The organism is Qipengyuania sp. JC766 (assembly GCF_040717445.1).
Taxonomy (GTDB): domain Bacteria; phylum Pseudomonadota; class Alphaproteobacteria; order Sphingomonadales; family Sphingomonadaceae; genus JC766.
Window position 1 is genome coordinate 799,122 of record NZ_JBFEFL010000001.1, and the last position, 25,577, is coordinate 824,698.

General features: G+C 65.6%; 21 protein-coding genes and 1 tRNA gene. 13 read left to right on the forward strand and 9 right to left on the reverse strand.

The features are described 5' to 3' along the window. Positions 1-23 precede the first annotated feature (23 nt). Positions 24-908, reverse strand: coding sequence for a phosphoserine phosphatase SerB (serB, locus tag AB1K63_RS03980; protein ID WP_366958652.1), 885 nt, complete (start codon positions 906-908; stop codon positions 24-26). On the opposite strand from serB, the gene miaA reads away from it, so the two are divergent. The 3 genes from miaA to AB1K63_RS03995 all read left to right on the forward strand — a co-directional run bounded on the left by miaA (position 901) and on the right by AB1K63_RS03995 (position 4,103). Beyond that, positions 901-1,866, forward strand: coding sequence for a tRNA (adenosine(37)-N6)-dimethylallyltransferase MiaA (gene miaA, locus AB1K63_RS03985; RefSeq protein ID WP_366958654.1), 966 nt, complete (start codon positions 901-903; stop codon positions 1,864-1,866). The genes serB and miaA overlap by 8 nt on opposite strands. Before the next feature lie 159 nt (positions 1,867-2,025). After that, the gene (locus tag AB1K63_RS03990) at positions 2,026-3,075 is read left to right on the forward strand and encodes an amidohydrolase family protein (protein ID WP_366958655.1); all 1,050 of its coding nucleotides are present in this window, start codon (positions 2,026-2,028) and stop codon (positions 3,073-3,075) included. A 71-nt stretch (positions 3,076-3,146) separates the two neighbouring features. Further along, positions 3,147-4,103 carry a nitronate monooxygenase family protein gene (locus AB1K63_RS03995; RefSeq protein ID WP_366958656.1) on the forward strand — a complete coding sequence of 319 codons (957 nt, stop codon included), beginning with the start codon at positions 3,147-3,149 and terminating at the stop codon, positions 4,101-4,103. A 6-nt stretch (positions 4,104-4,109) separates the two neighbouring features. Here AB1K63_RS03995 and AB1K63_RS04000 read toward each other — a convergent pair whose 3' ends face one another. Continuing rightward, positions 4,110-4,601 (reverse strand): NAD(P)H-dependent oxidoreductase, encoded by a 492-nt coding sequence (locus AB1K63_RS04000; protein WP_366958657.1) that lies wholly within the window; start codon positions 4,599-4,601, stop codon positions 4,110-4,112. An 80-nt stretch (positions 4,602-4,681) separates the two neighbouring features. On the opposite strand from AB1K63_RS04000, the gene recJ reads away from it, so the two are divergent. From recJ to phoB, 8 genes are all read left to right on the forward strand, one after another. Further along, complete coding sequence (gene recJ / locus AB1K63_RS04005; protein ID WP_366958658.1) at positions 4,682-6,469, forward strand: single-stranded-DNA-specific exonuclease RecJ; 1,788 nt, start codon at positions 4,682-4,684, stop codon at positions 6,467-6,469. Positions 6,470-6,558: 89 nt separating this feature from the next. Then, positions 6,559-6,633: transfer RNA gene (locus tag AB1K63_RS04010), tRNA-Glu, on the forward strand. Positions 6,634-6,691: 58 nt separating this feature from the next. Further along, positions 6,692-7,885, forward strand: a complete 1,194-nt coding sequence (locus AB1K63_RS04015; protein ID WP_366958659.1) for an ATP-binding protein — start codon at positions 6,692-6,694, stop codon at positions 7,883-7,885. A 171-nt stretch (positions 7,886-8,056) separates the two neighbouring features. Beyond that, the gene (gene pstC, locus AB1K63_RS04020; RefSeq protein ID WP_366958660.1) at positions 8,057-9,442 is read left to right on the forward strand and encodes a phosphate ABC transporter permease subunit PstC; all 1,386 of its coding nucleotides are present in this window, start codon (positions 8,057-8,059) and stop codon (positions 9,440-9,442) included. After that, positions 9,435-10,700 carry a phosphate ABC transporter permease PstA gene (gene pstA / locus AB1K63_RS04025; protein ID WP_366958661.1) on the forward strand — a complete coding sequence of 422 codons (1,266 nt, stop codon included), beginning with the start codon at positions 9,435-9,437 and terminating at the stop codon, positions 10,698-10,700. The genes pstC and pstA overlap by 8 nt, the downstream gene beginning before the upstream one ends. Beyond that, positions 10,697-11,485, forward strand: a complete 789-nt coding sequence (gene pstB / locus AB1K63_RS04030; RefSeq protein ID WP_366958662.1) for a phosphate ABC transporter ATP-binding protein PstB — start codon at positions 10,697-10,699, stop codon at positions 11,483-11,485. The genes pstA and pstB overlap by 4 nt, the downstream gene beginning before the upstream one ends. Continuing rightward, positions 11,485-12,153: a phosphate signaling complex protein PhoU gene (gene phoU / locus AB1K63_RS04035; protein ID WP_366958663.1), complete on the forward strand. Its 669-nt coding sequence runs from the start codon at positions 11,485-11,487 to the stop codon at positions 12,151-12,153. Before pstB ends, phoU begins: the two co-directional genes overlap by 1 nt. A gap of 73 nt (positions 12,154-12,226) precedes the next feature. Beyond that, the gene (gene phoB, locus AB1K63_RS04040; RefSeq protein WP_366960640.1) at positions 12,227-12,913 is read left to right on the forward strand and encodes a phosphate regulon transcriptional regulator PhoB; all 687 of its coding nucleotides are present in this window, start codon (positions 12,227-12,229) and stop codon (positions 12,911-12,913) included. On the opposite strand, the gene AB1K63_RS04045 is transcribed toward phoB, so the two are convergent. The 5 genes from AB1K63_RS04045 to AB1K63_RS04065 are packed head-to-tail and all read right to left on the reverse strand — an operon-like array spanning position 12,910 to position 20,954. Then, positions 12,910-13,650 (reverse strand): extensin family protein, encoded by a 741-nt coding sequence (locus AB1K63_RS04045; RefSeq protein WP_366958664.1) that lies wholly within the window; start codon positions 13,648-13,650, stop codon positions 12,910-12,912. The two genes, phoB and AB1K63_RS04045, sit on opposite strands and share 4 nt — an antisense overlap. 2 nt (positions 13,651-13,652) lie before the next feature. Continuing rightward, on the reverse strand, positions 13,653-17,225 hold the full coding sequence (locus AB1K63_RS04050) for an error-prone DNA polymerase (protein ID WP_366958665.1): 3,573 nt from the start codon (positions 17,223-17,225) through the stop codon (positions 13,653-13,655). A gap of 1 nt (position 17,226) precedes the next feature. After that, positions 17,227-18,660 (reverse strand): UdgX family uracil-DNA binding protein, encoded by a 1,434-nt coding sequence (locus tag AB1K63_RS04055; RefSeq protein ID WP_366958666.1) that lies wholly within the window; start codon positions 18,658-18,660, stop codon positions 17,227-17,229. Beyond that, positions 18,657-19,901: a putative DNA modification/repair radical SAM protein gene (locus tag AB1K63_RS04060; protein WP_366958667.1), complete on the reverse strand. Its 1,245-nt coding sequence runs from the start codon at positions 19,899-19,901 to the stop codon at positions 18,657-18,659. Before AB1K63_RS04060 ends, AB1K63_RS04055 begins: the two co-directional genes overlap by 4 nt. Positions 19,902-19,946: 45 nt before the next feature. After that, on the reverse strand, positions 19,947-20,954 hold the full coding sequence (locus tag AB1K63_RS04065) for a transcriptional regulator (RefSeq protein WP_366958668.1): 1,008 nt from the start codon (positions 20,952-20,954) through the stop codon (positions 19,947-19,949). A 101-nt stretch (positions 20,955-21,055) separates the two neighbouring features. Between AB1K63_RS04065 and AB1K63_RS04070 the strand changes: the two genes are divergently transcribed. After that, positions 21,056-21,589 carry a hypothetical protein gene (locus AB1K63_RS04070; protein WP_366958670.1) on the forward strand — a complete coding sequence of 178 codons (534 nt, stop codon included), beginning with the start codon at positions 21,056-21,058 and terminating at the stop codon, positions 21,587-21,589. Between the two features lie 97 nt (positions 21,590-21,686). Continuing rightward, entirely contained in the window at positions 21,687-23,225 is a 1,539-nt protein-coding gene (locus AB1K63_RS04075) for a DASS family sodium-coupled anion symporter (RefSeq protein WP_366958672.1), read from the forward strand. An 11-nt stretch (positions 23,226-23,236) separates the two neighbouring features. Here the strand turns inward: AB1K63_RS04075 and AB1K63_RS04080 are convergent, their stop codons facing one another. Beyond that, the gene (locus AB1K63_RS04080; RefSeq protein WP_366958673.1) at positions 23,237-24,814 is read right to left on the reverse strand and encodes a DUF6504 family protein; all 1,578 of its coding nucleotides are present in this window, start codon (positions 24,812-24,814) and stop codon (positions 23,237-23,239) included. Then, positions 24,750-25,514: a hypothetical protein gene (locus AB1K63_RS04085; protein ID WP_366958674.1), complete on the reverse strand. Its 765-nt coding sequence runs from the start codon at positions 25,512-25,514 to the stop codon at positions 24,750-24,752. Before AB1K63_RS04085 ends, AB1K63_RS04080 begins: the two co-directional genes overlap by 65 nt. Positions 25,515-25,577 lie beyond the last annotated feature (63 nt).

Consider the following 25,577-nt stretch of genomic DNA (forward strand, 5'->3'; position numbering starts at 1 on the left):
GTAAATAACAAGTGAAAGCCGCCCTATTCCATCACCCAGTCGTGCTGCGGAATATCGAGCAGTTTCAGGATCGCGGTCAGGTCGCCCCGGTCGATCCTTCCGTTGGCCGCCATCCGGGCCTTTGGCTTGGCGCGATAGGCGAAGCCGTAATCCGCGGCCTCCAGCATCGGGATGTCGTTCGCCCCGTCGCCCGCGGCGCATGAGACGGCCCCGTCACCCAGCTCCGTCGCTTCCTCGGCCAGCACGGCGCGCTTGGTCGCACTGTCGGTGATCGCGCCCACGAGTTCGCCCGTCAGCTTGCCGTCCGCGGTCGCCAGACGATTGCCGACCACGCGCTCGAACCCGACCGTTTCCGCTACCGGGTCGGCAAAGTGATGGAAGCCGCCTGTGACCAGTACCGAGCGGCACCCCCGGGCATGGAGCGTGGCGACGAGCGTGCGCGCGCCATCGGTCGGGCGGATGCGCTGCTCCAGGCAATCCTCGATCGCCTGCATGTCGAGCCCGGCCAGCAGGCCCACGCGCTCGCGCAGGGCCGCCTCGAAATCGAGCTCCCCCTGCATCGCGCGTTCGGTAATGGCCGCGACCTCGCTCTTGAGGCCCGCGAAATCGGCCAGTTCGTCGATGCATTCCTGCCCGATCATGGTCGAATCCATGTCGGAGACGAACAGGCGCGGCACGACGATTTCGTCGCGTGCGACCAGCACGTCCGCTTGCGGGAAAGCTTCGTCCAGCAGGCGGCGCAGCGTCTTCGCGTCGTCGCCCGGCAGCGACAATTGCGCCACTTCGGGGGACTGGCCCAGCAGCCGCATTTCCGCGACCGGCAGGTCCGCATCGCGAAGGCTGTCGGCAAGTGCGTCCAGTTTCGTTTCCAAGCCTTCCGGGTCTGCTATCAGCCTGGCGATGAGCACTGCGTATTCTCCCGGAAGCGGCGACGATCCGTCGCTCAAGAAACCGCTGGCGCTCATTGCAGGACCGACCGCGAGCGGCAAGAGCGCACTGGCGGTCGATCTGGCGCTGGCCCTGCAGGCGCGGGGCCGCGCGGTGGCGGTCGTCAATGCGGACAGCGCGCAGGTCTATGCCGATCTCGCGATCCTGAGCGCGCGGCCCGACGAGAGCGAGATGCGCGGCGTGCCCCATCTGCTGTTCGGGGCGTGGGACGGTGCCGACGCGTGTTCCGCCGCGCAGTGGGCGGACGCGGCGAAGCGCGAAATCGCGCGCCTCCATGCAGATGACGCGGTGCCGATCCTGTGCGGCGGGACCGGCCTCTACCTTCGGACATTGCTGGACGGGATCGCGCCGATCCCGGAAATCGATCCGGCCGTGCGCACCGGGGTTCGCGCACTTGCGACCGCGGACGCGCGAACGGCGCTGGAGCGCGAGGACCCGCAGGCCGCGAAGCGCCTGTCGCCCAACGACACCGCACGGACCCAGCGCGCCCTGGAAGTCGTCCGCTCGACCAAGCGGACGCTGGCCGAGTGGCAGGGGCGCAAGGAAGGCGGGATCGGAGATGCGGTGACGCTCCATCCCCTGATCCTGTTGCCCGATCGCGAATGGCTTTACGAACGCTGCGACCGGCGGTTCGGCCAGATGATCGACCGTGGGGCGATCGGGGAAGTCGAAGCCCTGCTCGCTCGCAAACTCGATCCCGCGCTTCCGGTCATGCGCGCCATCGGCGTTCCCGAACTTGCCGGCGTCTTGCGGGGTGAAACAACACTGGAGGACGCAGCGGAGGAAGCGCGGCGTGCGACCCGTAATTATGCCAAGCGGCAGTTTACCTGGTTTCGCCGCCAGCCACCGGAGGACTGGCCGCGTATCGCGGACCCGGTGGCCGATGTCGAAGACCTGTTTCGCACGCTCCTCAATTGAAAGCCTGTCCTACATGGCAGCGGCGCGCTAGCCTCCGGCCATGACCTCGCGCACCTGCCTCTCCCGACATCGTGGAAACGGCACCGTCGCGCGGGGCAATTTTTTTGCCCGAGGACAGTGGTCCATGCGGTCCATGTCTCGGGATAACAGGAGACGACGATGACCGAATCGATCCTCGAACCGGACCTGCCGATCATCGATCCGCACCACCATTTGTGGGACCTGCGGCCGCTCGTCCCCGCCTTCCCCGAACCGCGCCATCCCTTCATCGAGGCGATCGCGGGCGCGGCCTACTATACCTTCGACGAATTGCGTGCCGACACCGCCAGCGGCCACCGGATCCTGGGTACCGTGTTCATGGAGTGCGGCGCGTTCTACGATCCGGCGCGCGGCGATGCGCTCAAATCGGTCGGCGAGGTGGAGTTCGTGAACGGCGTCGCGGCGCAGGGCGCCAGCGGGCTCTACGGATCGTACAGGCCCTGCGCGGCCATCGTCGGCCATGCCGACCTTCGCCTGGGCGGGCGGGTTCGCGCCGTCCTGGAAGCGCTCGCGACAGCGGGCAACGGTCGCTTTCGCGGGATCCGGCACAGTGCCGCCTGGGACGCCGATCCCGCGACACTCGGCCCGCCCTTCCATGCGCCCGAAGGACTGCTGCGCGACGCGGCCTTCCGGGACGGCTTTGCCGTGCTGGGCGAGATGGGCCTGACCTTCGATGCCTGGGTGCTGGAGCCGCAACTGCCGGACGTGATCGACCTCGCCCGCGCCTTTCCCGACCAGCCCATCATCCTCGACCATTGCGGCACGCCGCTCAACGTCGCCGGCTATCGCGGACGCCTCACCGAGCATTACCAGCGCTGGAAGACGTCCATCGTCGAACTCGCCGCCTGTCCCAACGTCTCGGTCAAGCTGGGCGGGCTTGCGATGGCGTTCTGCGGGATGCCCGAAGACGGCCCGGCGCGCGGCTGCGGATCGGAAGAGCTCGCGGTCATGTGGAAGCCGTATATCGAGACCTGCATAGAAGCCTTCGGCGCGGACCGCGCCATGTTCGAAAGCAACTATCCGGTCGATCGCTGGGGTGCGAGCTACCCTGTCCTGTGGAACGCGTTCAAGCGGCTCGCCGCGGGCGCATCGGAGGCCGAGAAGCGGGCCCTGTTCGCCGGAACGGCGGCGCGCACATACGGGATCGAACACGTGCTCGACCTTCCGTAACGGCAATCTCGACACCGCGCGGAACCCGCCATAAGCCCCTTCGCACATCCAGCGAGACGGAGACCTTCGCCATGCCCCTGCCCGCCCCGTTCGACCGCCTGCGCCTGCCCGTCATCGGTTCGCCGCTGTTCATCGTCTCCGGCCCGGAACTGGTGATCGCCCAATGCAAGGCCGGCATCGTCGGCAGCTTTCCTGCACTCAATGCCCGTCCGCAGTCGCAGCTGGACGAATGGCTGCACCGGATCACGGAAGAGCTGGCGGCGCACAACAGGCACAATCCCGACCGGCCCGCCGCGCCGTTCGCCGTCAACCAGATCGTCCATCGCTCGAACGACAGGCTGGAAGCGGACATGCATACCTGCGCCAAATGGCAGGTGCCGCTCGTCATCACCTCGCTCGGCGCGCGGCCGGAAATCTTCGAGGCGGTGCGCGGCTGGGGCGGGATCACGCTGCATGACGTCATCAACAACCGCTTCGCGCACAAGGCGATCGAGAAAGGCGCCGACGGCCTGATCCCCGTCGCGGCGGGCGCCGGCGGCCATGCCGGAACCCAGTCCCCCTTCGCGCTGATGCAGGAAATCCGCGAGTGGTTCGACGGGCTGGTCGCGCTGTCCGGCTCCATCGCCCACGGCCGGGCGGTGCTGGCCGCGCAGGCGCTCGGCGCGGACTTCGCCTATATCGGCAGCGCCTTCATCGCGACCGAGGAAGCCAATGCGGACCGGGCCTACAAGCAGGGCATCGTCGACGGCAGCGCGGAAGGCATCGTCTACACCAATCTCTTCACCGGCGTTCACGGCAACTACCTGCGCTCCTCGATCGAGGCTGCCGGGCTCGATCCGGACGACCTGCCGACGAGCGATCCGAGCAAGATGAACTTCGGCAGCGGCGGCAACACCAAGGCCAAGGCATGGAAGGACATCTGGGGTTCGGGCCAGGGCGTTGGCGCGGTGAAGGCGATCGAAACCGTGGCCGACCGGGTCGACCGGCTGGAGCGGGAATACGAGGAGGCGCGCGCCTCCATTGCCTGACGCGCATCAGAAGATGCCGGCGGCGATCCCTTCGGCCAAACCCCCGCCGAGATCGCGGCACTGCGCAAGGTCGGCCTCGCCCAGCGTCTTGGGTGCCCAGATCTCCTCGGCCGTCTGCGCCGAGGTGCCGATGATGAGAGGTTCCGCCACGCGCTTCAGGCGCCAGCCCTTGGCGATGCGGTCGATCTGCCGCTGCGCGCCCTCGCCGTCCGACCCGGCAGCGATCGCGGTGGCGTAGGGCCTTCCCTCGATCCGTCCGAGGACGTCGTAATAGGTGCGGTCGAACATCTCCTTCATGAGCCCACTCATGGTGGCGAGGTTCTCCGGACACACGAACAGGTATCCCGCGGCCGCCATGATCGCATCGCCGTCCACCTCGTCGCATCGCATCAGGCGCGCCCTGTCGCCCGCACCCTGCGCCGCTGCCCGCGCCATCGCGTCGCTCGCGCCCGTCCGGCTGTGCCAGGCGATGAGGAGTGTATCGGTCCGGTCGGCCATCCGCGAAGCCTCGCCACTGTCCTGTCGAAAGTCAAACGGCCGGACTTGGCGCATCGCGGCGGTTTGCTACATGTGACGTCATGTCGTTGACCCAATCCCCGGCTGTCCTCGGCGTCGAGAAGTCCATCACCGGGATGCGATGGCGGTGGCGCGGCGGCAACATGGCGCTTGGCGATGCCGGCATGCTCGACGGTGGAGGCTTGTTGCGCAACCTCCTCCTCTCGCGCGGCGTGGCGGAGAGCGACATAGAACGCCAGCGCTCCCCCACCCTCGCCGCCTTCCTGCCCGATCCCTCGATCTTCAGGGACATGGACGTCGCCGCCGAAAGGCTGGCGCAAGCCGTCCTCTCGCGCGAGCGGATCACGATCTTCGGCGATTACGACGTAGACGGCGCGACCAGCGCCGCACTCCTTGTGCGCGCCCTGCGGATGATGGGTTGCGATGCGAGCACCTACATTCCCGATCGCCTGCTCGAAGGGTACGGCCCAAGCGGCGAGGCGCTCGTCCGCCTCGCGGAGGAAGGCTCGAGCCTCATCGTCACCGTCGATTGCGGCGCTATGGCGTACGAGGCGCTCGCAATGGCCCGCGATGCAGGCGTGGATGTCATCGTCGTCGATCACCACAAGTGCGCCGCAGAGCTTCCGCACGCCGCAGCGCTGGTCAATCCGAATCGCCTGGACGAGGGAGACGATGCCGCCGCGCACGGCCATCTGGCAGCGGTGGGCGTCGCCTTCCTGCTGTCCATCGCCCTACGTCGGACCCTGCGCGATCGCGGCTATTTCGAGAGCCGGCCCGAACCCGACCTCATCTCATTGCTCGACCTTGTCGCGCTGGGAACGGTCGCCGACGTGGCGGCACTGCACGGGCTCAATCGCGCCTTCGTCGCGCAAGGCCTCAAAGTCATGGGCCATCGCCGCAATGTCGGGCTCGATGCGCTGATCGATGCGAGTCGGCTGAAGCGCGCTCCAGTCTGCAGCGATCTGGGATTCGCGCTCGGACCCCGCATCAACGCGGGCGGCCGGGTCGGCGAGGCGTCGCTGGGTGTCAGATTGCTGACGACGGAGGATCGCGACGAGGCTCGCGCGATCGCGGAACAGCTTTCCCAGCTGAACGAAGAGCGGCGCGCGATCGAGGCAGCTGTACAGGAAGAAGCCGAGGCCCTGCTGGGCGCGCAACACAACCGAAGCATCGTGATTGCCGCCGGTAGGGGATGGCACCCGGGCGTTATCGGCATCGTGGCCGGTCGCCTCAAGGAGCAGACCGGCAAGCCGGCGATCGTCATTGCCCTGGACGGTGACAGTGGCGAGGGAAAGGGCTCGGGCCGCTCGATCGCCGGCGTGGATCTGGGGGCCGCGATCATCGCGGCCCGGGATGCCGGACTGCTGGTCGCCGGTGGCGGACATGCCATGGCGGCCGGTCTGACCGTGAAAGCCGACACGGTGGAGGCGCTGGGCGATTTCCTGGAGGACCGACTTGCAAGCAAGGTCGCTGCGGCCGGCGCGTCGCGCGAGCTGAAGCTGGACCTGTCCGTCGCTCCGCGCGGCCTCACGCCGGAACTGGTCGGCGAACTGGACCAGGCTGGCCCTTACGGGATCGGCTGGCCCGGACCGCGCGTCGCGGTCGGCCCCGTCCACCTTATCAAGGCGGACGTAGTCGGGAACGGCCATCTGCGCCTCATCGCAGGCGGACCCGATGGCGGATCGCTCAAATGCATCGCATTCCGGCAGGCGGAAAGTGAGCTTGGCCAGACCTTGCTCCACGCGGCGAGCGGGCGTCGCCTGTGGCTGGCAGGCCGTGCGAAGATCGACGACTGGGGCGCTCGTCCGGCTGCCGAATTGCATCTGGAGGATGCCGCGTGGGCAGATTGAGCAAAGCGGGGTTGACGTGCATCAAGCTCCTGCCTAATTGCCCCGCCACGCCACATCGCGGCCTCGGGTTTCGTACCCGGCTTGGATATGGCCCCTTCGTCTAGCGGTTAGGACGCGGCCCTTTCACGGCTGAAACACGGGTTCGATTCCCGTAGGGGTCACCATTCCACGATACGGTCGCTCGAAAGTGATTCGCTGGAGTGCGAAATTTCGGGAGCTGGCATGCCTCAACGCGACACCCTGTTCTGGATCGGCTTCGGTCTTGCGCTGTGCACCACGGCCTTCATGCTGGTGCTCGAGGTATCGCTGGGGCTCGCGGCTTCGGTGCTGCTCCTCTGGGGCGGATCGCTCTGGCTGACCCATTGGGCACCACCCGAAGTGAAGCTGGTGGAACGCGCGCGCGGTTTCGATCTCGAAAGCCTCGGCCAGATCATCGAGAACTCGCACTCTCCCGTCCTGATAACCGAGAACGATCGCGTCGCGCTGGCCAATCGCGCAGCGCGTCGGGATCTCGGGCGACACGTCATCGGACAGGACGCCCGGCTCGCTTTCCGTCATCCCGAAGCTGTCGCCCTGATCGAGTCGAAATCGAGCGGCCAGGCGGTGATCCACAATGTCGCGCGGCGCCGCGACCAGTGGCTCTTCGCGCGCCAGCAACTCGCCAGCGACATTGCCGTCATCGAACTGGTCAACCAGACGGCGCAGCAGGACATCGGTCGCGCGCACACCGACTTCGTCGCGAATGCCAGCCATGAATTGCGCACCCCCCTCGCCTCGATCATCGGCTATGTCGAAACGCTCCAGGAACAGGCGGAGGATGTCGATCCGGCGATCGCGCAGCGCTTTCTCGGCACGATCCAGAGCGAGGCGAAACGCCTGCAGAACCTCGTCAGCGACCTCATGTCGCTTTCCAGGGTGGAAGCGGAGAAGCACGATCCGCCAGCGGATATCGTCGATTTCGGCGCGCTGGTCCGACAGGCCGCACACGATGCCGCCGGACTGGAGCGCACGGCAAGGCTGGCTTTCGAACTCGCGGACGATGTGCATGTCATCGGTGATCCGCGCCAGCTCGAACAGCTCGTCCGCAACCTCGTCGACAATGCGCTCAAATACGGCACGGACGGTACGCCGGTCACCGTGACGCTCGATCGTGCAGCGGGCGAATACGCCCGGCTCACCGTCCGCGACCGCGGCGAGGGAATCGCGCGCGAACATCTGCCCCACCTGACCCGCCGCTTCTATCGCACCAACCCCAGTCGCAGCCGCGCGTCGGGCGGAACGGGACTGGGTCTTGCGATCGTGAAGCACATCGTCGAACGCCATTCGGGCCGGTTGGATATCACCAGCGAACTGGGCGAAGGGACCACCGTGGTCGTCAGAATTCCGGAACATTCGCCGGTATCGGCGGCGGCGTAACATACGCGTAATATTCATTCGACAGGCGGATTTGTGTACAGCTTCGCCAAGACCCCGACCGACGTCGCGGGCCCGGCACGAACAAGGGATTCCAACAGCGCCGATGCACAGGGTCTGCACTCGCAAGATGTCTGACGGATTCGGCCCGAATCGGCGGGGCGGGACCGCCTGATGTCCGTCGCACTGCTGCTGTTGCTGGCGCTGGGTCTGGGCCTGGCAGGATGGCTTACGGGCCGCGCCCGGGCTTGGGCTTTCCACAAGAAGTCCGATTCGAAGCGACTGGCTTCCCTGCCCGGATATCACGCGTGGTATCTGGCCCTGTGGGTCTTCATTCCGGTGCTGGCCTTCATCGCGATCTGGTCGGCCCTCTCTCCCTATCTGATCACGCAGTCCGTGCTGGCATCTCCCGCGGCCGATAGCCTTCCGGAATTCGGCTTCCAGCGGGAAACTATGCTCCAGGAAGCCCGTGCAGTTGCCAGCGGCAACGCATCCGGCGTCTTCAATCCCGGCGCGCAGGGACTGGTGCAGCCATTCGAGGAGGCCATCTCCTTCTATGGCATCATCGGCATATTGGTGACTCTGCTGATCGCGTTCGTCGGCGGCGTCTACGCTTTCCTCAAGCTGAAGCCGGATTTCCGGGCACGCACCCGGGTCGAGCGAATCGTCATGGCGATTCTCCTGCTGGCATCGCTCGTCGCGATTCTCACGACCTTCGGTATCGTCGCCAGCCTCGTGTTCGAAACCGTCCGCTTTTTCGGAATGGTCGACCCCGTCTCGTTCCTGACCGGGACGCAGTGGGGTCCCGATCCCACGACGGCACCCGATGCGGCCGATCCGACGCGGTACGGCGCCATTCCACTGTTCTGGGGCACCATCTTCATCGGCGCGATCATTGCCATGATCGTTGCCATTCCGCTGGGCCTGATGAGCGCCGTCTATCTGACCCAGTACGCCGCCCCGACGGTGCGACGCTGGATCAAGCCCGCGCTCGAGATACTCGCGGGCGTGCCGACGGTCGTTTACGGTTACTTTGCCGCCCTGACCGTGGCGCCCTTCATCCGCGACATCGCGCAGGCCGTGGGCATCAGCAACGCATCGAGCGAAAGTGCGCTGGCCGCCGGCCTCGTGATGGGCGTCATGATCATCCCGTTCGTCTCGTCGATGGCGGACGATTCGATCGCGGCCGTTCCGAGTTCGATGCGCGACGGGAGCCTGGCAATGGGTGCCACCCGGTCGGAGACGATCAAGAAGGTGTTGGTGCCCGCCGCCCTTCCCGGCATCGTGGCGGGCGTGATGCTCGCCGTCAGCCGCGCGATCGGCGAGACGATGATCGTCGTCATGGCGGCCTCCACCGCCGCCAACCTGACCGGAAACCCGCTGGAAGCGATGACCACGGTGACGGTCCAGATCGTCGCCCTGCTGACCGGCGAGGGCAGCTTCGACCATCCCGCGACGCTGGCGGCCTTTGCGCTCGGCTTCGTACTGTTCCTGGTCACCCTTGCGCTCAACTACATCGCCCTGCGCGTCGTGAAGAGGTTCCGCGAAGCCTATGAGTGAAGTCTCGGCCCCTCCCCGCAACCTTCCGACCCGCTCGGCTGCCTTCGAAAGGCGGCTGAAGAAGCGCTATGCGTCCGAGCGGCGATTCAAGCTGCTGGGACTTTCGGCGATCGTCTTCTCGGTTGCGGTCCTCGTCCTGTTGCTCGGCAATATGCTGTGGAACGGGATCGGCGGCTTCCAGCGGACCGAAGTGCCGGTCACGATCAATTTCGCGGAATCGCCCGTGTCGGCCAATCCCGACGTCCTGCAGCAACCCGGCGGCGAGCAGAACCTGGAACTGCAGGGCCTGCCGCAGATCGTCGCAACCGCGGCCGAACAGTCGCTCGGATCGGAAGCGGCAGAGCATATCAGCGTGAATGCCTGGCGTACCGTCGCACAGGAAATCATCGCCAATACGGCGAATGCGCAAGGGGAACGCACTTTCTGGGTACCGGCCAGCCCCGATCTCGCCACTGCCTATTCCGACGACGGCGATCCGCAGCTTCAGGCGCTTGCCGACGGGCTCGACGAACGCGGCCTGATCGCCAACAACTTCGATTTCGGGTTCCTGCAACGCTCGGACGCCACCGATCCGCAGGAAGCCGGTATCTGGGGCGCGCTGAAGGGGTCCATGCTGACGATGCTGGTGACGCTCGTCCTCGCTTTCCCCATCGGCGTGCTGGCCGCACTGTACCTTGAGGAATTCGCGCCCAAGAACCGCTGGACCGATATCATTGAGGTGTCGATCAACAATCTCGCCGCGGTCCCTTCGATCATCTTCGGGCTGCTCGGGCTGGCCGTCTTCCTGACCATATTCCCGAACTTCCGGTCCGCGCCGATTATCGGCGGCATGACCCTCGCGCTGATGACCATGCCGGTCATTGTGATTTCCGGCCGCAACGCCATCAAGGCGGTACCGCCCTCAATCAGGGACGGCGCGCTTGGTGTGGGGGCCTCGCCGTTGCAGGTCGTGTTCCACCACGTCCTCCCGCTCGCCCTGCCCGGTATCCTTACCGGAACCATCATCGGCATGGCACGCGCGCTGGGCGAGACCGCACCGCTGCTCATGATCGGCATGCGTGCCTTCGTGGCGACTCCGCCGGCCGACTTCACGGCGCCGGCGACGGTCCTGCCGGTCCAGATATTCCTGTGGTCCGACGAGATCGATCGCGGCTTCGTCGAACGCACATCCGCTGCTATCATCGTGCTGCTGCTGTTCCTCCTGCTGATGAACGGCGTGGCCATTTATCTTCGCAACAAATTCGAGAAAACCTGGTGACAGTCATTCACGACAACCTCGAGCCGACCGAAACCAAGATCCGGGCGCAGGACGTCTCCGTCTGGTACGGCGAAAAGAAGGCGATCGACGGCGTGACTGTCGATATCCCGAACCGGTTCGTGACCGCGTTCATCGGTCCGTCGGGCTGCGGCAAGTCGACCTTCCTGCGCGTCCTCAACCGGATGAACGACACGATCGCCTCGGCCCGCGTCGAAGGCGATATCCTGCTCGATGGGGAGAACATCTACGATCCCAGCATCGACGTGGTCCAGTTGCGCGCCAGGGTCGGGATGGTCTTCCAGAAGCCCAACCCTTTTCCTAAGTCGATTTACGACAACGTGGCCTACGGTCCCCGCATCCACGGCATCGCCTCGGGCAAGGACGAACTCGACACGATCGTCGAGAAGTCGCTCAAGCGCGCAGGGCTATGGGAAGAGGTGAAAGACCGGCTGAGCGACAGCGGAACAGCTCTTTCCGGCGGTCAGCAGCAACGCCTGTGCATCGCGCGCGCGATCGCGGTCGATCCAGAGGTCATCCTGATGGACGAGCCCTGCTCCGCCCTGGACCCGATCGCCACTGCGCGGATCGAGGAACTGATCGAGGATCTGCGGCATCGCTACGCGATCGTCATCGTAACCCACTCGATGCAGCAGGCCGCACGTGTGAGCCAGCGGACCGCCTTCTTCCATCTGGGTGAAATGGTCGAATACGGCGAAACGGACGCCATGTTCACAAACCCGATAGAAGAGCGTACAAAAGACTATATCACAGGACGTTACGGTTGATGGCCGAGCATACAGTCAAATCTTTCGATGAAGACATCATTCGCCTCCGCGGCCTGATCGCGGAGATGGGCGGGCTTGCCGAACAGGCAGTGCAGGACGGGCTGACGGCCCTCCTTCGTGGTGATGAGAGCCTGGCGGCATCGGTGGTGGAAGGCGACAAGAAGCTCGACGCCATGGAAGCCGAAGTCGATCGCCTCGCCGTGCGGATCATCGCGCTGCGCGCGCCCATGGCGGACGACCTTCGCGAAGTGATCGCCGCGCTCAAGATCGCGGGCGTCATCGAGCGGATCGGCGACTATGCCAAGAACATCGCCAAGCGCGTCGACTACATGGAGGACTACAAGCGGTTCGAACCGCTCACGCTGCTTCCCGCGATGGGCGAGATCGCGGCCGAAATGGTCCATGACGTCCTCCACGCCTATGCCTCACGCAATGCGGACCTAGCGATCGAGGTCATCGACACGGATGCCAAGGTGGACGCGTTCTACAACAGCATTTTCCGCAACGTGACCAGTTACATGGTCGAGAATCCTGCGACCATTTCGAGCGCGGCGCAGTTGCTGTTCGTGGCCCGCAACCTGGAACGCATCGGCGACCATGCCACCAACGTTGCCGAAATGGTGCACTTCGCGGCCACCGGGGAGTATCCGCCCGAACGCGACCGGTAACATCGTCACATAAGTGTCGCCAAACCGTCATAGCGACGGTAGGACCACTCACATGAAATCGGGAACGAAAGTCATGGCGGCAGCCAAGCTTCTCCTTGTCGAAGACGATCCGGCCCTTTCCGAACTGCTCGAATTCCGCTTCGAGAACGAAGGCTACGAAGTTCGCTGCACGTCCGATGGCGACGAAGCGCTGATCCTGGCGAACGAGGACGTTCCCGACCTCATCATTCTCGACTGGATGATCGACGGGACTAGCGGGATAGAGGTCTGTCGCCGCCTGCGCCGCACGAAGGAAACGGCACACGTCCCCATCATCATGCTGACCGCGCGCGAAGCGGAGGACGATCGCATCCGCGGCCTCGAAACGGGCGCGGACGATTATCTGACCAAGCCGTTCAGCCCGCGCGAACTCCTCGCGCGCGTGGCGGCGGTCATGCGACGGATCCGGCCCGCGCTCGCAGGCGAGGCGATCGAGGTAGGAGATATCCGGCTCGATCCGGTGGCCCACAAGGTGGAACGGCGCGGTCGTTCGCTGCAACTCGGCCCTACCGAATACCGCCTGCTCAAGTTCTTCATGGAAAGCCCCGGTCGCGTCTTCAGCCGCGGACAGCTGCTGGACGGCGTATGGGGTACGGGCAGCGACATCGAGCTGCGAACCGTGGACGTGCACATCAGGCGCTTGCGCAAGGCGATCGAGCTGGAAGGATCGAAGGACCCGATCCGCACCGTGCGGTCCGCTGGCTACGCGATGGAAGGCTAGCGGCAGACTCCGAAGCTGCGCCCCGCCATGTCGAAATGGAAATGGTCCCGATGCGCCTCGTTGTATTCCGGTGAAAGCACCGTCCCGAACAGCCCGCACGCCCCGTCCCGCGCCTCGCGCAGGAACGCCGCGCCATTGTCCTCGCCTTCCCAGTCTCCCAGCACGCTGATCCGCGTTCCGTCGTCCAGGACGAAGGCGGCGATGTCGATCGCATTGCCGGTCGCGTGTTCGCTCCAGGGTCCGCTGCCGCGCCCGTAAAGCCGCCGGCAGCTGAACGATCCGAAATGCTCCACCTCGGCGACGGCACTGCCGTAGCGCTCCTGCGCAGCGGGCTGCACCACGTCGCGCATCCAGAGCTCCATCGCGATCCCGACCGGGCAGGTCGTGGGCGGCGGTGCGGGTGAGAGCGGCAGGTCGCCGAGCACTGTCCGGTCTTCCCGGCGGCACGGCCCCTCGCCCGCCGGTTCGAGCGCGGTGAAAGTCACGTCGCTGCGTTCCAGCACCGCGCGGCAGGCATCGGGATCGTCCCTCAGCGCCACGAGCTTGTTCTCGGTCGTCCACCCGGGCGGATCGCGCAGGTCGAGCGGCGCCCACGGATCGTGCTGCGGATTTTCCGCGAGCCAGGCCCGTCCGAACAGGAACGCGGCACCGACGACGAGCAGGACTATGACCCTGCGATCCCCCGCGAACCGCCCGATGCGCTTCGATATCGTCCAGGTCCGATCTGCGTCTGCCATGCTCAATGAAAGTCGCGTGACTTCGGAATGATCCGGACATCGCGCGGATGGCCGCCCGCCTGCGGGCCGTGGAAGCCGCATTCGCGATTTCCCGCCGGCGGCTCCTGCCATGGCTCGACCGGCCTGTAGGGATCGTTCGCGCCGCTGCGAAGGTCGTCGCGCGGATTGGTCTTGTTGCCGGGCAGCGGGCTGTTCACGTGGTCCGCACGCGCGATCGAGGGCCGCAGCATGTCGTCCGACAGCTTGTGCAGTTGCTGGCTCGCATCGGTCATGTGGTGGGCGATGACATGGATGACCTCGTCGTCATATTCGACCCGTCCCCGCACTTCCATCAGCCGCGCGCCCATCACGACGGTCCGCTGCCTTTCCTTGAGGTCCGGCCACACGACCAGGTTGATCACGCCGGTCTCGTCCTCCAGCGTGATGAAGCACACGCCCTTGGCGCTGCCGGGACGCTGCCGGATCAGCACGACACCGGCGACCTGGACCATGGAACGGAACTTGCGATCCCGCAGTTCGCAGGCGCGCACGAAACCGCGCTCGGCAAGCTCGGGCCGCAGGAATGCCATCGGGTGCGCTTTCAGGCTCAGCCGGGTGGTCTGGTAATCGGCGACCACTTCCTCACTCATCGGCATGATCGGGAGCTTCGTCTGCCGGCGCTCCGCCCCCTCGTCGCGCTCGCGGGCCGCCGCGAACAGGGGCAGGTCGGGTGCCCCCACAAGGCTGCGCGCATCCCACAGGGCGCGCCTGCGCGAAAGACCGATCGAATTGAAGCAGTCCGCACTGGCAAGGCGTTCCACATGCGCGGGCGACAGGCCGGCCCGGTCGCGCAATTCGCGCACATCGGCATAGCGACCGCGCTCGGCGCGTTCCGCCACCAGTCGCGCCGCGACATGTTCGGGCAGGCCGTCGATCTGCCGCAGGCCGAGCCGCAGGGCGACATGCCGGTCCAGGCGGCCTTCGTCCCCGGCCCGGCCGCCGGGAGCGGACATCGTTTCCAGCGTGCAGTCCCATTGCGAGGCGTTCACGTCCGCCGGCAACACCTCCACCCCATGCTCGCGCGCGTCGCGCACGATCTGCGCCGGGGCGTAGAAGCCCATGGGCTGCGAATTCAGCAGCGCGCAGCCGAAGGCGGCCGGGAAATGGCATTTGAGCCAGCTGCTGACATAGACGAGGTGGGCGAAGCTGGCGGCGTGGCTTTCCGGGAAACCGTATTCACCGAACCCGCGGATCTGGTTGAAGCAGCGCTGGGCGAATTCGCGATCGTATCCGCGATCCACCATCCGCTCGACCATCATGTCCTGCAATTCGTCCACCATGCCGCGGCTGCGGAAGGTGGCCATCGCCTTGCGCAGCCGGTTGGCTTCCTTGGAACTGAACTTCGCCGCGTCGAGCGCGATCTTCATCGCCTGTTCCTGAAAGATCGGCACGCCCAGCGTGCGTTCGAGAATGCTGGAAAGCTCGTCCGGCGGACCGTGTTTGGGGGACGGCGCCGGTATCGTCACCTGCTCCGCACCCCTCCGGCGCTTCAGATAGGGATGCACCATATCCCCTTGGATCGGCCCCGGCCGCACGATCGCGACCTGGATCACCAGGTCGTAGAACTCCCGTGGGCGCAGGCGCGGCAGCATGTTCATCTGCGCCCGGCTTTCGACCTGGAACACGCCGAGCGAGTCCCCCTTGCGCAGCATGGCGTAGGTTTCCGGATCCTCCCGCGGAACGCCGGCCAGTTCCATCGGCCGGTCGTGATGGTCTTCCAGCAGGTCGAAGCATTTCTTGATGCAGGTCAGCATCCCCAGCGCCAAGACATCGACCTTGAGGATGCCCAGCGCCTCTATGTCGTCCTTGTCCCACTCGATGAAACTGCGATCCGCCATCGCGCCATTGCCGATCGGGACCGTCTCCGTCAGCGCGCCTTCGGTCAGGATGAAGCCGCCGACATGCTGGCTGAGGTGGCGCGGCATGCCGATCATCTGCCGGGTCAGCGCGAGCACCCGGCGCAGGTGTGGGTCGCCTATGTCCATTCCCGTCTCGGCGACATGCCCTTCCCCGATCTCGCGGCCCCATCCACCCCAGACCGTCCGCGCCAGGGCGGAAGTGACATCCTCGGAAAGCCCCATCGCCTTGCCCACTTCCCGGATCGCCATGCGGGGACGGTAATGGATGACCGTGGCGGCGATACCGGCCCGGTGGCGGCCGTATTTGCGATAGAGGTACTGGATCACTTCCTCGCGCCGCTCGTGCTCGAAATCGACGTCGATGTCGGGCGGCTCCTTGCGGTCTTCGGAAATGAAGCGATCGAACAGCAGCTGGTGCTGCGCCGGATCCACGCTGGTTATGCCGAGGCAATAGCAGACCGCCGAATTGGCCGCGCTGCCCCTGCCCTGGCACAGGATCGGCGGATCGACCTGGTTGCGGGCGAAATCCACGATGTCCTTGATGGTGAGGAAGTACCGGGCAAGGTCCATCTTGCCGATCAGCGCCAGTTCCTTTTCCAACGTCGCCCGCACGGCATCGGGAAGCCCGCCCGGATACCGCCACTGCGCGCCCTTCCAGGTTTCCTCTTCCAGGTATTCCTGCGGCCCCATCCCGTCGGGATAGATTTCCTCGGGGTATTCGTAGCGCAGCTGGTCCAGGCTGAATTCGCACGCATCGGCCACCGTGCGGGCCGCCGCAATGGCGTGCGGCCAGCGTTCGAAAAGCTTCACCATCGTTTCCGGCGGCTTCAGGTACCGTTCCGCATTGGCGGCGAGCAGATGGCCTGCCTGCGCCACCGTCGTCTTGTGGCGGATCGCGGTCATGACGTCCTGCAGCGGCCGGCGCTGCGGTTCGTGGTAATGCACGTCGTTGGTGGCAAGGATCGTCAGGCCGTTCTGGCGGGCCAGCGCATCAAGCGTGGCGATCCGCGCGATATCGTCGCCCGCATACAGGAAGCTGGCACCGATATGGCCGAGCGTCGGCAGCTGCTCCGCGAGCCTGGGCAGGATCGTCGCCAGCGGGCCTGTCAGGGTATCTTTCGCATCCGCATCGCCCTGCGCCGTGTCCTCTCGGGCGAACGGCACCACGTTGTTCGCGATGCCGATCGTGAATGCGTGCGACAGGTCGTGCGGCGGCATCAGGACGAGCTGGACCCCTTCGCCATGCGCGGCGAGCATGGCGAGATCGATCTCGCAGATGCCCTTTTCCTGCCATTCGCCCGTCAGCGTGCGGGTCCGGCCGGCGGATATCAGCTTGCAGAGACGCCCATAGGCCGCGCGATCCTTCGGATAGGCGAGGAATGCCAGCCCCTCCACCGTCTCTATCCGGCAGCCGATGACGGGCCGCATCTTGAGCGTCCGCGCCTCGGTATGGATCCGCACGACGCCCGCCATCGAATTGGCATCGGCGATACCGATGGCATCGTAGCCGAGTGACCGCGCCGTCAGAACGAGGTCGACGGCATCCGACGCGCCGCGCAGGAAGCTGAAGCAGCTTACCAGGCCGAGCTCGACGAACGGCGCACGCGCGGGCGCGTCGATCAGGTCCGGATCGAGATCGATCCGTCGCTTGTCGGGAGTGAGGGGCTGGTCGGGCATATCACCCTGCCAGTTCCTCCAAGCGCTCCTTCACCGCCGCCAGATCGGCGTCGAACAGGGCGGCCTGCTTCTCCGCCGCTTCGCCGTCGAGCCGCAACAGGTAGGACGGATGCGCCGTGATCCACAATTCGCTGCCGTCGTCGAGCGGGATCGGTTCGCCGCGCGCCTTCGATATGCTCACCGTCTTGCCCAGCATCCCGCGCGCCGCGCTGGCCCCCATGGCGAGGACCACCTTCGGCTTCACGATCGCCCGCTCGCTTTCCATCCACCAGCGGCAGGTATCGATTTCCTTCGCGCCCGGGGACTGGTGCAGGCGCCGCTTGCCGCGCTGTACGTACTTGAAGTGCTTGACCGCATTGGTGACGTAGGCGGACTGCCGATCGATGCCGGCGCGCTCCAGGTGCCTGTCCAGCAACTGCCCCGCCGGCCCCACGAAGGGCTTTCCGCTCTGGTCCTCCTGGTCGCCCGGCTGTTCGCCCACGATCATGAGCGCCGCATCCTGCGGGCCCTCCCCCATCACGGCGGTGTTGTCGAGATCGCCGATCGGGCACTTGCGGCATTCGTGGATCGCCCTGTCGATCGCCTCCAGCGTGTCCGGACGGTCCTCGAATTCCAGCGTTCCTGCTTCGACCATGCTTGCCTCGCGTGTCTGCGCCCCGGCGATCAGCTCGGGAATGAGCGTGGCCTCGGGCAGGTTCTTCCAGTATTTCTTAGGCATCTCGGAGAGCATTGCCCCGACCTTCAAACGCGCGGGATTGAAGATGGATGCGTAATAGGTGCGCCACAGATCCTCGACCGGGTCGCCCTGCGGCGCATCCGATTTGCGCGCTGGCGGACCCTCGCGCATCGTTTCCCCGTCCCAGTGAAGCGTGCCGCGCGGCGTGAGGATGGACCATGCCATGTTGGCGAAGCGGCGCTTGAAGAACCCGGCATTGGCCCGCACGATGTGATGTTCCGGCTCGAACCAGGCGACGTAATGCGCGCTGCCTTCCTCGTCCTCGATCTCGCGAAACCGGACGAAGGCGTGCATCTTGTGGCTGTCGCGCCGGACGTTCTTGTCCAGTTCCTCCACCCACCGCACGTCGGGATCGGCCTTGTCCTCCATGATCCGGGGGTTGGCCTGGAGCCGCCAAAGGAGGCGATAGAGCACGGCGAACCGCTCCGGGTCGGAATGGAGCGAAGCGTTGCGCGCCAGGGCGACGAACCGCTTGCTCGCGCGGACCGGGCGCGTCTCGTCTTCCGGCATGGGCAGGCGCGTGCTGCCATGCGCGAAAAGGTCGCCTGAGCCGCCCGGTTCCACCCACGCAACCCGGTCGGGCGGCACATCGGCCCGTACCAGCAGACGCGCCCGCTCGCGCCAGAAATCGAAATCGTCCGGCCGCGGCATCTGCACCACGTAATAGGTGCCGAGCTTCACATGCTGCAGCGCGGTCATGCGGCGAACAGCTCCAGCTGCTCCTGCCTGGGTGCCAGCAGGCGGCGCAGGTCCGCCCGGTCGGTCAGCATGGTCGGTCGCCAGTCGCAGGTCACGATGAACGGGCGGACCTTGGTCAGCGACACGGTCAGCCGCGCCATGTCGTCGAGCCGCAGGGTCCGGTGACGCCTCGCGCCCAGTATCTTCGCCACCGCCTTGGTGCCCAGCCCGGGGACACGCAGCAACTGCTCCTTCGAGGCGCGGTTCACATCGACCGGGAACTGGTCCCGGAACTTGAGCGCCCAGGCGAGCTTGGGATCGATATCCAGCGGGAGGTTCCCGTCCGCCTCCGTCGCCTGCATGATCTCGTCGGGGCGATACTGGTAGAAGCGCATCAGCCAGTCGGACTGGTACAGCCGGTGCTCGCGGATCAGCGGCGGACGCTTCAGCGGCAACACCGCGCTGGCATCGGGAATGGGGCTGAATGCGCTGTAATAGACCCGGCGCAGATTGAACCCGTCGTAAAGCCGGCTCGCCTTGATCACGATGTCGGAATCAGTCGCGCTGTCCGCACCGACGATCATCTGGGTCGACTGGCCGGCCGGGGCGAACCGCGGGGCGTGCCTGAAACGCTTGGTCTCGTCCCTGGATTGCAGGATCGAGCGCTTCATTCCCGTCATCGAGTCCTCGATCTGGGCGGCATTCTTGTCCGGCGCGAGCCGCGTGAGCCCGGCATCGGTCGGCAATTCGACATTGATGGAGACACGATCGGCATAGAGCCCGGCCCGGTGAACCAGCTCCGGATCCGCCTCGGGAATGGTCTTGAGGTGAATGTATCCGCGGAAGTCATGCTCCTCGCGAAGGATGCGTGCCGTCTCCACGATCTGCTCCATCGTGTGGTTGGAGCTCTTCACGATGCCCGACGAGAGGAACAGACCCTCGATATAGTTGCGACGGTAGAAACTGATCGTGAGGTCCGCCACTTCCTGCGGGGTAAAGCGCGCCCGGCGGACATTCGAACTTTTGCGGTTCACGCAGTAGTGGCAATCGAAAACGCAGTGGTTGGTCAGCAGGATCTTGAGCAGGCTGATACAGCGCCCGTCAGGCGCATAGGCGTGGCAGATCCCCATTCCCTCGGTGGAGCCGATCCCCTTTCCGCCCACCGAATTCTTCTTCGCCGTTCCGGAAGAGGCGCACGACGCATCGTACTTCGCGGCGTCGGCGAGAATTTCGAGTTTCTCCAGAGTCGTGTGCTGGCGCATATGTTCTACATATGTTCTCGAGAGGGCTTTGCATAGCCGTTTCGATCAATTTGCCTCCACGCGGTCCGGTAAGCGCCCGCCAATCGCCCATGCGCCGACAAGGCAAGCGACAAAGATACCGCCCTCCAGTCCCCCGCCCAACACCGCGACGATACCGGATGCTTCCGGCAAATCGAGCGACGATGCAGGGACGTCGTTTGCCAAGGAGACGAGGCTTCCGCCGAACATCGTGCCGCCCAAACCAATCGCCAGCCCGCCAGCCAGAAGTCCGATCAGTCCCGCCAGACCGATCGCAATCCGCCTTCCGCGAACCGGGCCGAGCGCAAGAAACGCGGCAAGTCCGACCGTTGAACCGATGATCAGACCTTCCGTCGGCCCCGTCATCCGGTCGGGCGAATGCCCAACCAGAATGCGGAACGTGTCCCGGCCCAGGAGGTTCGCAATGCCACCCGTCACCAATCCTCCGACCGCGCCTCCTGCAAGGATGCTCCAAGGGCCCGCCATCCATCGCGTTAATAGCTGCATGCCCAGCCCGATGCCGAAAGCGGACACGGCAGCCGCAACCACCGATAGCAACGCCATCACGATCACCAGCGAGAGTGAACCGACGGACGAACCTTCGGTGGCGAAAAAGGCATATCCGATGCCGACAACCAGCCCGGCGACGCAGCCTCCCGCAACAAGCAGGCCGATGTCCAGCAGTGGAGACCTGCCGGCGGACAGAGCAACCTGCGATGCGACAGGAGTAGCGCAAGACCTCACGGTACCAATGAAACGATAGCCGTGCTTCGGAACGGTCTCGATATAGCGCGGGGCCGATGCATCGTCGGACAATGCCTTGCGCAAGGCCCTGATGGCTTGCGTGATCGCATCGTCGGTCACCGGGATGCCCTTCCAGACCTCGCGGTGCAGCCGGTCCTTGGAAAGAAGCTCGCCGGGGTGCCGCGTCATCAGGAGCAGGACGTCGAAATAACGGGCACTCAGATCGATCGGATGCCCGTCCTGCAAAAGACGCCGATTCGCCGTATCGATCCGGAAGGGGCCGAACTCCATCGCATCGCCGGTCGATTTCAGCGTTTCCTCAGAGATCGCTCATGCCTTTCATCCCGTCTGTCGCCACGAAATGCCCCGGTTTGGACAGGAAAGGCAAGCATATGCAGAACACGAGCGAACGGGATCCCATGGCGGGTCGTCTCTGGAGGATTATCTATTGGAGCGGGACGGCGATCCTGTTGTGCATTCCGGCACTCGCCATGCAGTTTACGAGCGAGGTCGACTGGACGACGAGCGACTTCGTGTTCGCTGCCATCATTTTCGGCCTTGTCGGCGGGGCGCTGGAATGGACTGTCCGCGCAAGCACGAACTGGACCTACCGTGCCGCCATGGCCGTCACGATCCTGATGTCGTTCCTGACGACCTGGTCCAACATGGCAGTGGGCATCATCGGCAACGAGGACAATCCTCTGAACCTGCTGTTCTTCGCGGGCCTTGCAGCGTTGGTACTCGGCGGGGCAGCATTCCGCTTTCGTGCGCGAGCCATGAGCGTGCTTACCGCGCTGCAAGCGGGCTTGCATCTTGCATTGGGAGTGTATGTCGGTTCGACCCTGATGTGGTACTTTCTCGGGACCTTCGCCCTCATGTGGCTGGTCGCCGCAGTGTTGTTCCTGAGGTGCAGCCAAGAGTGCTAGGGCAGTTTCACCACACTGGTGTGGGATAGGAAGAAGCCGATCTTCTGCTTGGCAGGGGGTCGGCTTTATCGCATGGCCTCTCCTGGAGGGAGAGATCATGACAGAAGCGGAAGAGAGCGCCGACAGCTCCGGCAAGCGCTCCGGGCTCGGATTGATCGCGATCCGCCTCCTGGGGATAGGAGTAGCGCTCGCCGTCTATCTTCTGCTCGATGGTGCAGAGGGCTTGTCACCCGACGCGCGTGTCGTGGCGGCCGTCGGTACGCTGATGGCATTCTGGTGGATTACCGAAGCTATTCCGCTCGCGGCCACGGCCTTGCTCCCGATCTTCGTCTTTCCGGCCCTGACGGAGCAGACCGTCGGGGAATCCGCCGCCCCCTACGCCAGCCCGATCGTCTTCCTGTTCCTCGGTGGTTTCCTCATTGCCATCGCGATGGAGAAGTGGAGCCTCCATCGCCGCATCGCGCTGATGACGCTGCGGCGGGTCGGTGCCGAACCGAAGATGATCGTCCTCGGCATGATGATCGCGACGGCCTTCCTGTCGATGTGGGTCTCCAACACCGCGACGACCCTCATGATGCTGCCCATCGCCTTCTCGGTCCTCTCGCTCATTCGGGAGGGGACGCAGACCGGCGATGCGAGGTCAGGCGCAGCAGCGGCTATCCCGGACGATCCGCAGCTGCAACGCTTCGGCATCTGCCTCGTGCTGGCGATCGCCTGGTCGGCCAGCATCGGCGGCCTCGGTACCCTGCTCGGCAGTCCGCCCAACGCCATCGTTGCCGGCTATGCCGCGACCGAGCTCGGCCGGCCGATCGGTTTTCTGCAATGGATGATGGTAGGCCTGCCGATTGCGGCGATCTTCCTCGTGGTGGCGTGGTTGCTCATGACCCGCCTCATCTACCGGTTCGACCTTCGCGAGATACCGGGCGGGCGAGAGATGATCGCCAACGAGGTGCGCAAGCTCGGCCGGCTGGGCCGCGGCGAGAAATCGGTCCTGGTCGTATTCGCCAGTGCCGCCTTCCTTTGGATCGTGCCGGGCCTGCTTGCAGAGTTCGTCGTCGAAGCGGACGGCGCCTGGTGGACCGGGTTCGACGATACCGCCATTGCGATCGCCGCCGGAACCGCCCTGTTCCTCCTTCCAGGAGACGCCAGGGGCGAAGCGGCTCTTGGATGGAAGGACGCCGAAGAAGGCCTTCCCTGGGGCGTGCTCATCCTTTTCGGCGGTGGCCTCAGCCTTGCAAGTGCGGTCGCGGCATCGGGGCTCGATGCGTGGCTTGGCGGTCAGGTTGGAGGGCTCGGCTCCCTGGCTCCAATCCTGTTGATCGGCGCGGTCGTGCTGATCACCCTCTTCCTGACCGAGATCACCAGCAACACCGCGACGGCAGCGACCTTCATTCCCATCCTGGGCGGCGTGGCGCTTGGTCTCGGGATGGATCCCTTCGGCCTGCTCATTCCCGCAGCACTTGCCGCAACCTGCGCTTTCATGCTGCCCGTCGGGACACCGCCCAACGCGATCGTGTTTTCGACCGGCGTCGTGACCATCGGGCAGATGGTGCGCGGCGGTCTGGTGCTGAACCTGGTCGGCGTGGTCCTGATCACGCTCGGCTTCAGCCTTCTTGGGGGATGGGCCTTCGGCTGAGGCCCGTTTCATCAGGCGCAGAGGCCCTGCAGATACCATTCGGGTGCGCCCCCGCGCCCGTCTCCGATAAGCCCGTGGCGATAGATCCAGTAACGCCGGCCGGCCTGGTCTTCGATCCGGTAGTAGTCGCGCAATCTCGTCGCGGACCTGGACCGCCACCATTCGGGCGCGACGCGTTCCGGACCTTCCACTTTCGCCACTTCATGTACTTCGCCGCGCCAGCGGAAGCGTTTCGGGTACCCGTCAGGCGTCGCGTACAGCACCGCGATGGCTTCCGGCCGGTCGAGCAGCTTGAGCGGCCGGGCATGAAAGCGCATTTCCTCCTGCCGCGCCGGCTCCGGGTCCAGTGGTGCCTGCCAGCGTTGCGCCCGCTCGGGAATGTGGCTGCCGTGGGGTACGGGGCGCCGGACGGCCTTCGGCCCGAGCCGGGTCGTCAACCGGTCCAGGCAGGCGGAGAGGCTGGTCCCGTGCCGCTCCGCCGCGGCTTCGATATCGGCCTGCTCCAGAGCCAGCGGTTCGGCCCAGCTCGCCCTGAGACGCACCGTCTCGATCCCGAAACCGGCGTCGATATCCTCCAGCTTTTCGGCGAACAGGCGAACTATATGCGACGGATCGCGCGTGGCGGCGGCGAGTTCCAGGACGCGCAGGATGACTTCCCCGTCGACACGCCATAGCCCCAGTTCCAGGCGCCTTGCGCCTTGCGCCTTTCCCTCCAGTTCGCGCACCATGTCCTCCGCCAGGTCCGACACCACGGTATCCAGCAATGCACGATGCCGGATCGGCTCCATGAGGCGGCGCTGGACCAGCGGCATCTGCTGGGGAATGACGGGAAGCAGCGGTTCGGGCACCTTTCCCGCAAGCTGGTCAAGCCGGACGAGGGGGTTGGCGGCAGGCGACTTGCGGTTGCGGAACCGGCGATGGAGTGAATCGCGCCCGGCCCCGTCCTGCCGCTCGCCCTCCTCCACTCCGGCAAGCTGGCCGATCGTTTTGAGGCCGAGGCGCCGAAGTACGACCAGCACGTCCTCGTCCAGGCGCAGGGAAGTCACCGGCAGGTCCGACAGACGGGCCACCACGTCGCACCCGGCGCCAAGGATAGCACGTTCGGGACCGAAATGGGACATGGCCCAGGCCGCGCCCGCGGTCGGAGCTATCGCGAGCCGGGCCACCAGTCCGCGCGAGGCAAAGCGTGCCTGCACGTCGGCCAGCAGGCTGCTCTCGCCGCCGAACAGGTGGGCCACCGCCGTCACGTCCACCAGCACGCCGTCCGGCGCATCCATGGCACTCCACGGGCCCCACTGGCGGGACCACAGAGCCAGTTTCTCCAGGAAATCGAGATCGCCTGCCGGATCGCTCGGCATGGTCTGGATACGGGGGCAAAGCGTGCGCGCGTCGGCCAGCATCATGCCCTTGCGCGCACCTTCCGCGCGGCCGGCGGGATTGACCGCCTCGATCCGCGGTCCGTGAGCGGTTTCGGCGATCAGGACGAGCGGGCCGGCATCGGCGCCCTCGCCCCGCCCGGTACCGCTACACAGCCGCCAGCGATCGACCGGGAGTTCTGCGCACCAGATCGACAGGATACGGCGCGGCATTTTCGTCCCGGGACCGCGCTGCTGAAAGAGCGCGTCCGTCATCGGTCAGTATCCACTCGCCAGGCGCGTGGGCGCGGGCCCGGAACAGGGTTGCATGCCATGCAGGCGTGCCCGGCGCCTGCGTATTGGGTCCGTGTGGCGAAGAAGGCGCAGCCTCCACTCGCCAGCGCAGCCGTGCGGACGAGAGATCCGGCCGTGCATCGAGCCGTACCAGCCAGAGCTTCACGCCATGGCGTTCCGCGGCGAGGCTGAGCCGTCGCGACGCGGTGAAGTCCAGCGCCTTCGGATTGCCGACCACTTCCCCCATCACGAAAGCGATTTCGCGGCAGCGCAGACCTTCCTCCAGGGCGAACAGCGCATCGGCGTCCTTTTCCGCGATCACGTGGATCAGGCGATGGCTCACTTCGCGCGGCAGGCCCGGGCGATAGGGACGACCGCCCAGCTTCACCGCGGCACGGGTCTGTACCCAGAGCACCGCGCGCCGGTCTTCGGCTTCTCCCGTCTCCGGGCGTTCGCGCATACGCCAGTCGTCGAGCGCCAGGGACAATGCCACGGCAGCCCCGGCGCATTCTGCGCTGCCGGCGAACACCTCGCTGTGCGAGGCATCGCGCAGCCCCGGCCGCCAGCGCGCGGTTCGCGAGGCGGAAACGGCCGCAAGATCGGCCGCGCTAGGCAGCGTGAGATGGCTTGGCATGGTCATGGTCGAATCGCGTTTGTTCTATTTATGTTCCATATCTCTTTCCCATGCAATCGGTTCCCTCCC

Coding starts and splice junctions, on each gene's coding strand:
- AB1K63_RS04000 (WP_366958657.1), bottom strand. CDS start 4,601: ATGGCCGACCGGACCGATACACTCCTCATCGCCTGGCACAGCCGGACG.
- AB1K63_RS04055 (WP_366958666.1), bottom strand. CDS start 18,660: ATGACCGCGCTGCAGCATGTGAAGCTCGGCACCTATTACGTGGTGCAG.
- phoU (WP_366958663.1), top strand. CDS start 11,485: ATGGCCGAGCATACAGTCAAATCTTTCGATGAAGACATCATTCGCCTC.
- AB1K63_RS03990 (WP_366958655.1), top strand. CDS start 2,026: ATGACCGAATCGATCCTCGAACCGGACCTGCCGATCATCGATCCGCAC.
- AB1K63_RS04070 (WP_366958670.1), top strand. CDS start 21,056: ATGCAGAACACGAGCGAACGGGATCCCATGGCGGGTCGTCTCTGGAGG.
- AB1K63_RS04065 (WP_366958668.1), bottom strand. CDS start 20,954: ATGGAGTTCGGCCCCTTCCGGATCGATACGGCGAATCGGCGTCTTTTG.
- recJ (WP_366958658.1), top strand. CDS start 4,682: ATGTCGTTGACCCAATCCCCGGCTGTCCTCGGCGTCGAGAAGTCCATC.
- AB1K63_RS04085 (WP_366958674.1), bottom strand. CDS start 25,514: ATGACCATGCCAAGCCATCTCACGCTGCCTAGCGCGGCCGATCTTGCG.
- miaA (WP_366958654.1), top strand. CDS start 901: ATGAGCACTGCGTATTCTCCCGGAAGCGGCGACGATCCGTCGCTCAAG.
- AB1K63_RS04075 (WP_366958672.1), top strand. CDS start 21,687: ATGACAGAAGCGGAAGAGAGCGCCGACAGCTCCGGCAAGCGCTCCGGG.
- AB1K63_RS03995 (WP_366958656.1), top strand. CDS start 3,147: ATGCCCCTGCCCGCCCCGTTCGACCGCCTGCGCCTGCCCGTCATCGGT.
- AB1K63_RS04060 (WP_366958667.1), bottom strand. CDS start 19,901: ATGCGCCAGCACACGACTCTGGAGAAACTCGAAATTCTCGCCGACGCC.
- pstC (WP_366958660.1), top strand. CDS start 8,057: ATGTCCGTCGCACTGCTGCTGTTGCTGGCGCTGGGTCTGGGCCTGGCA.
- AB1K63_RS04045 (WP_366958664.1), bottom strand. CDS start 13,650: ATGGCAGACGCAGATCGGACCTGGACGATATCGAAGCGCATCGGGCGG.
- AB1K63_RS04050 (WP_366958665.1), bottom strand. CDS start 17,225: ATGCCCGACCAGCCCCTCACTCCCGACAAGCGACGGATCGATCTCGAT.
- phoB (WP_366960640.1), top strand. CDS start 12,227: ATGGCGGCAGCCAAGCTTCTCCTTGTCGAAGACGATCCGGCCCTTTCC.
- pstA (WP_366958661.1), top strand. CDS start 9,435: ATGAGTGAAGTCTCGGCCCCTCCCCGCAACCTTCCGACCCGCTCGGCT.
- AB1K63_RS04080 (WP_366958673.1), bottom strand. CDS start 24,814: ATGCCGCGCCGTATCCTGTCGATCTGGTGCGCAGAACTCCCGGTCGAT.
- AB1K63_RS04015 (WP_366958659.1), top strand. CDS start 6,692: ATGCCTCAACGCGACACCCTGTTCTGGATCGGCTTCGGTCTTGCGCTG.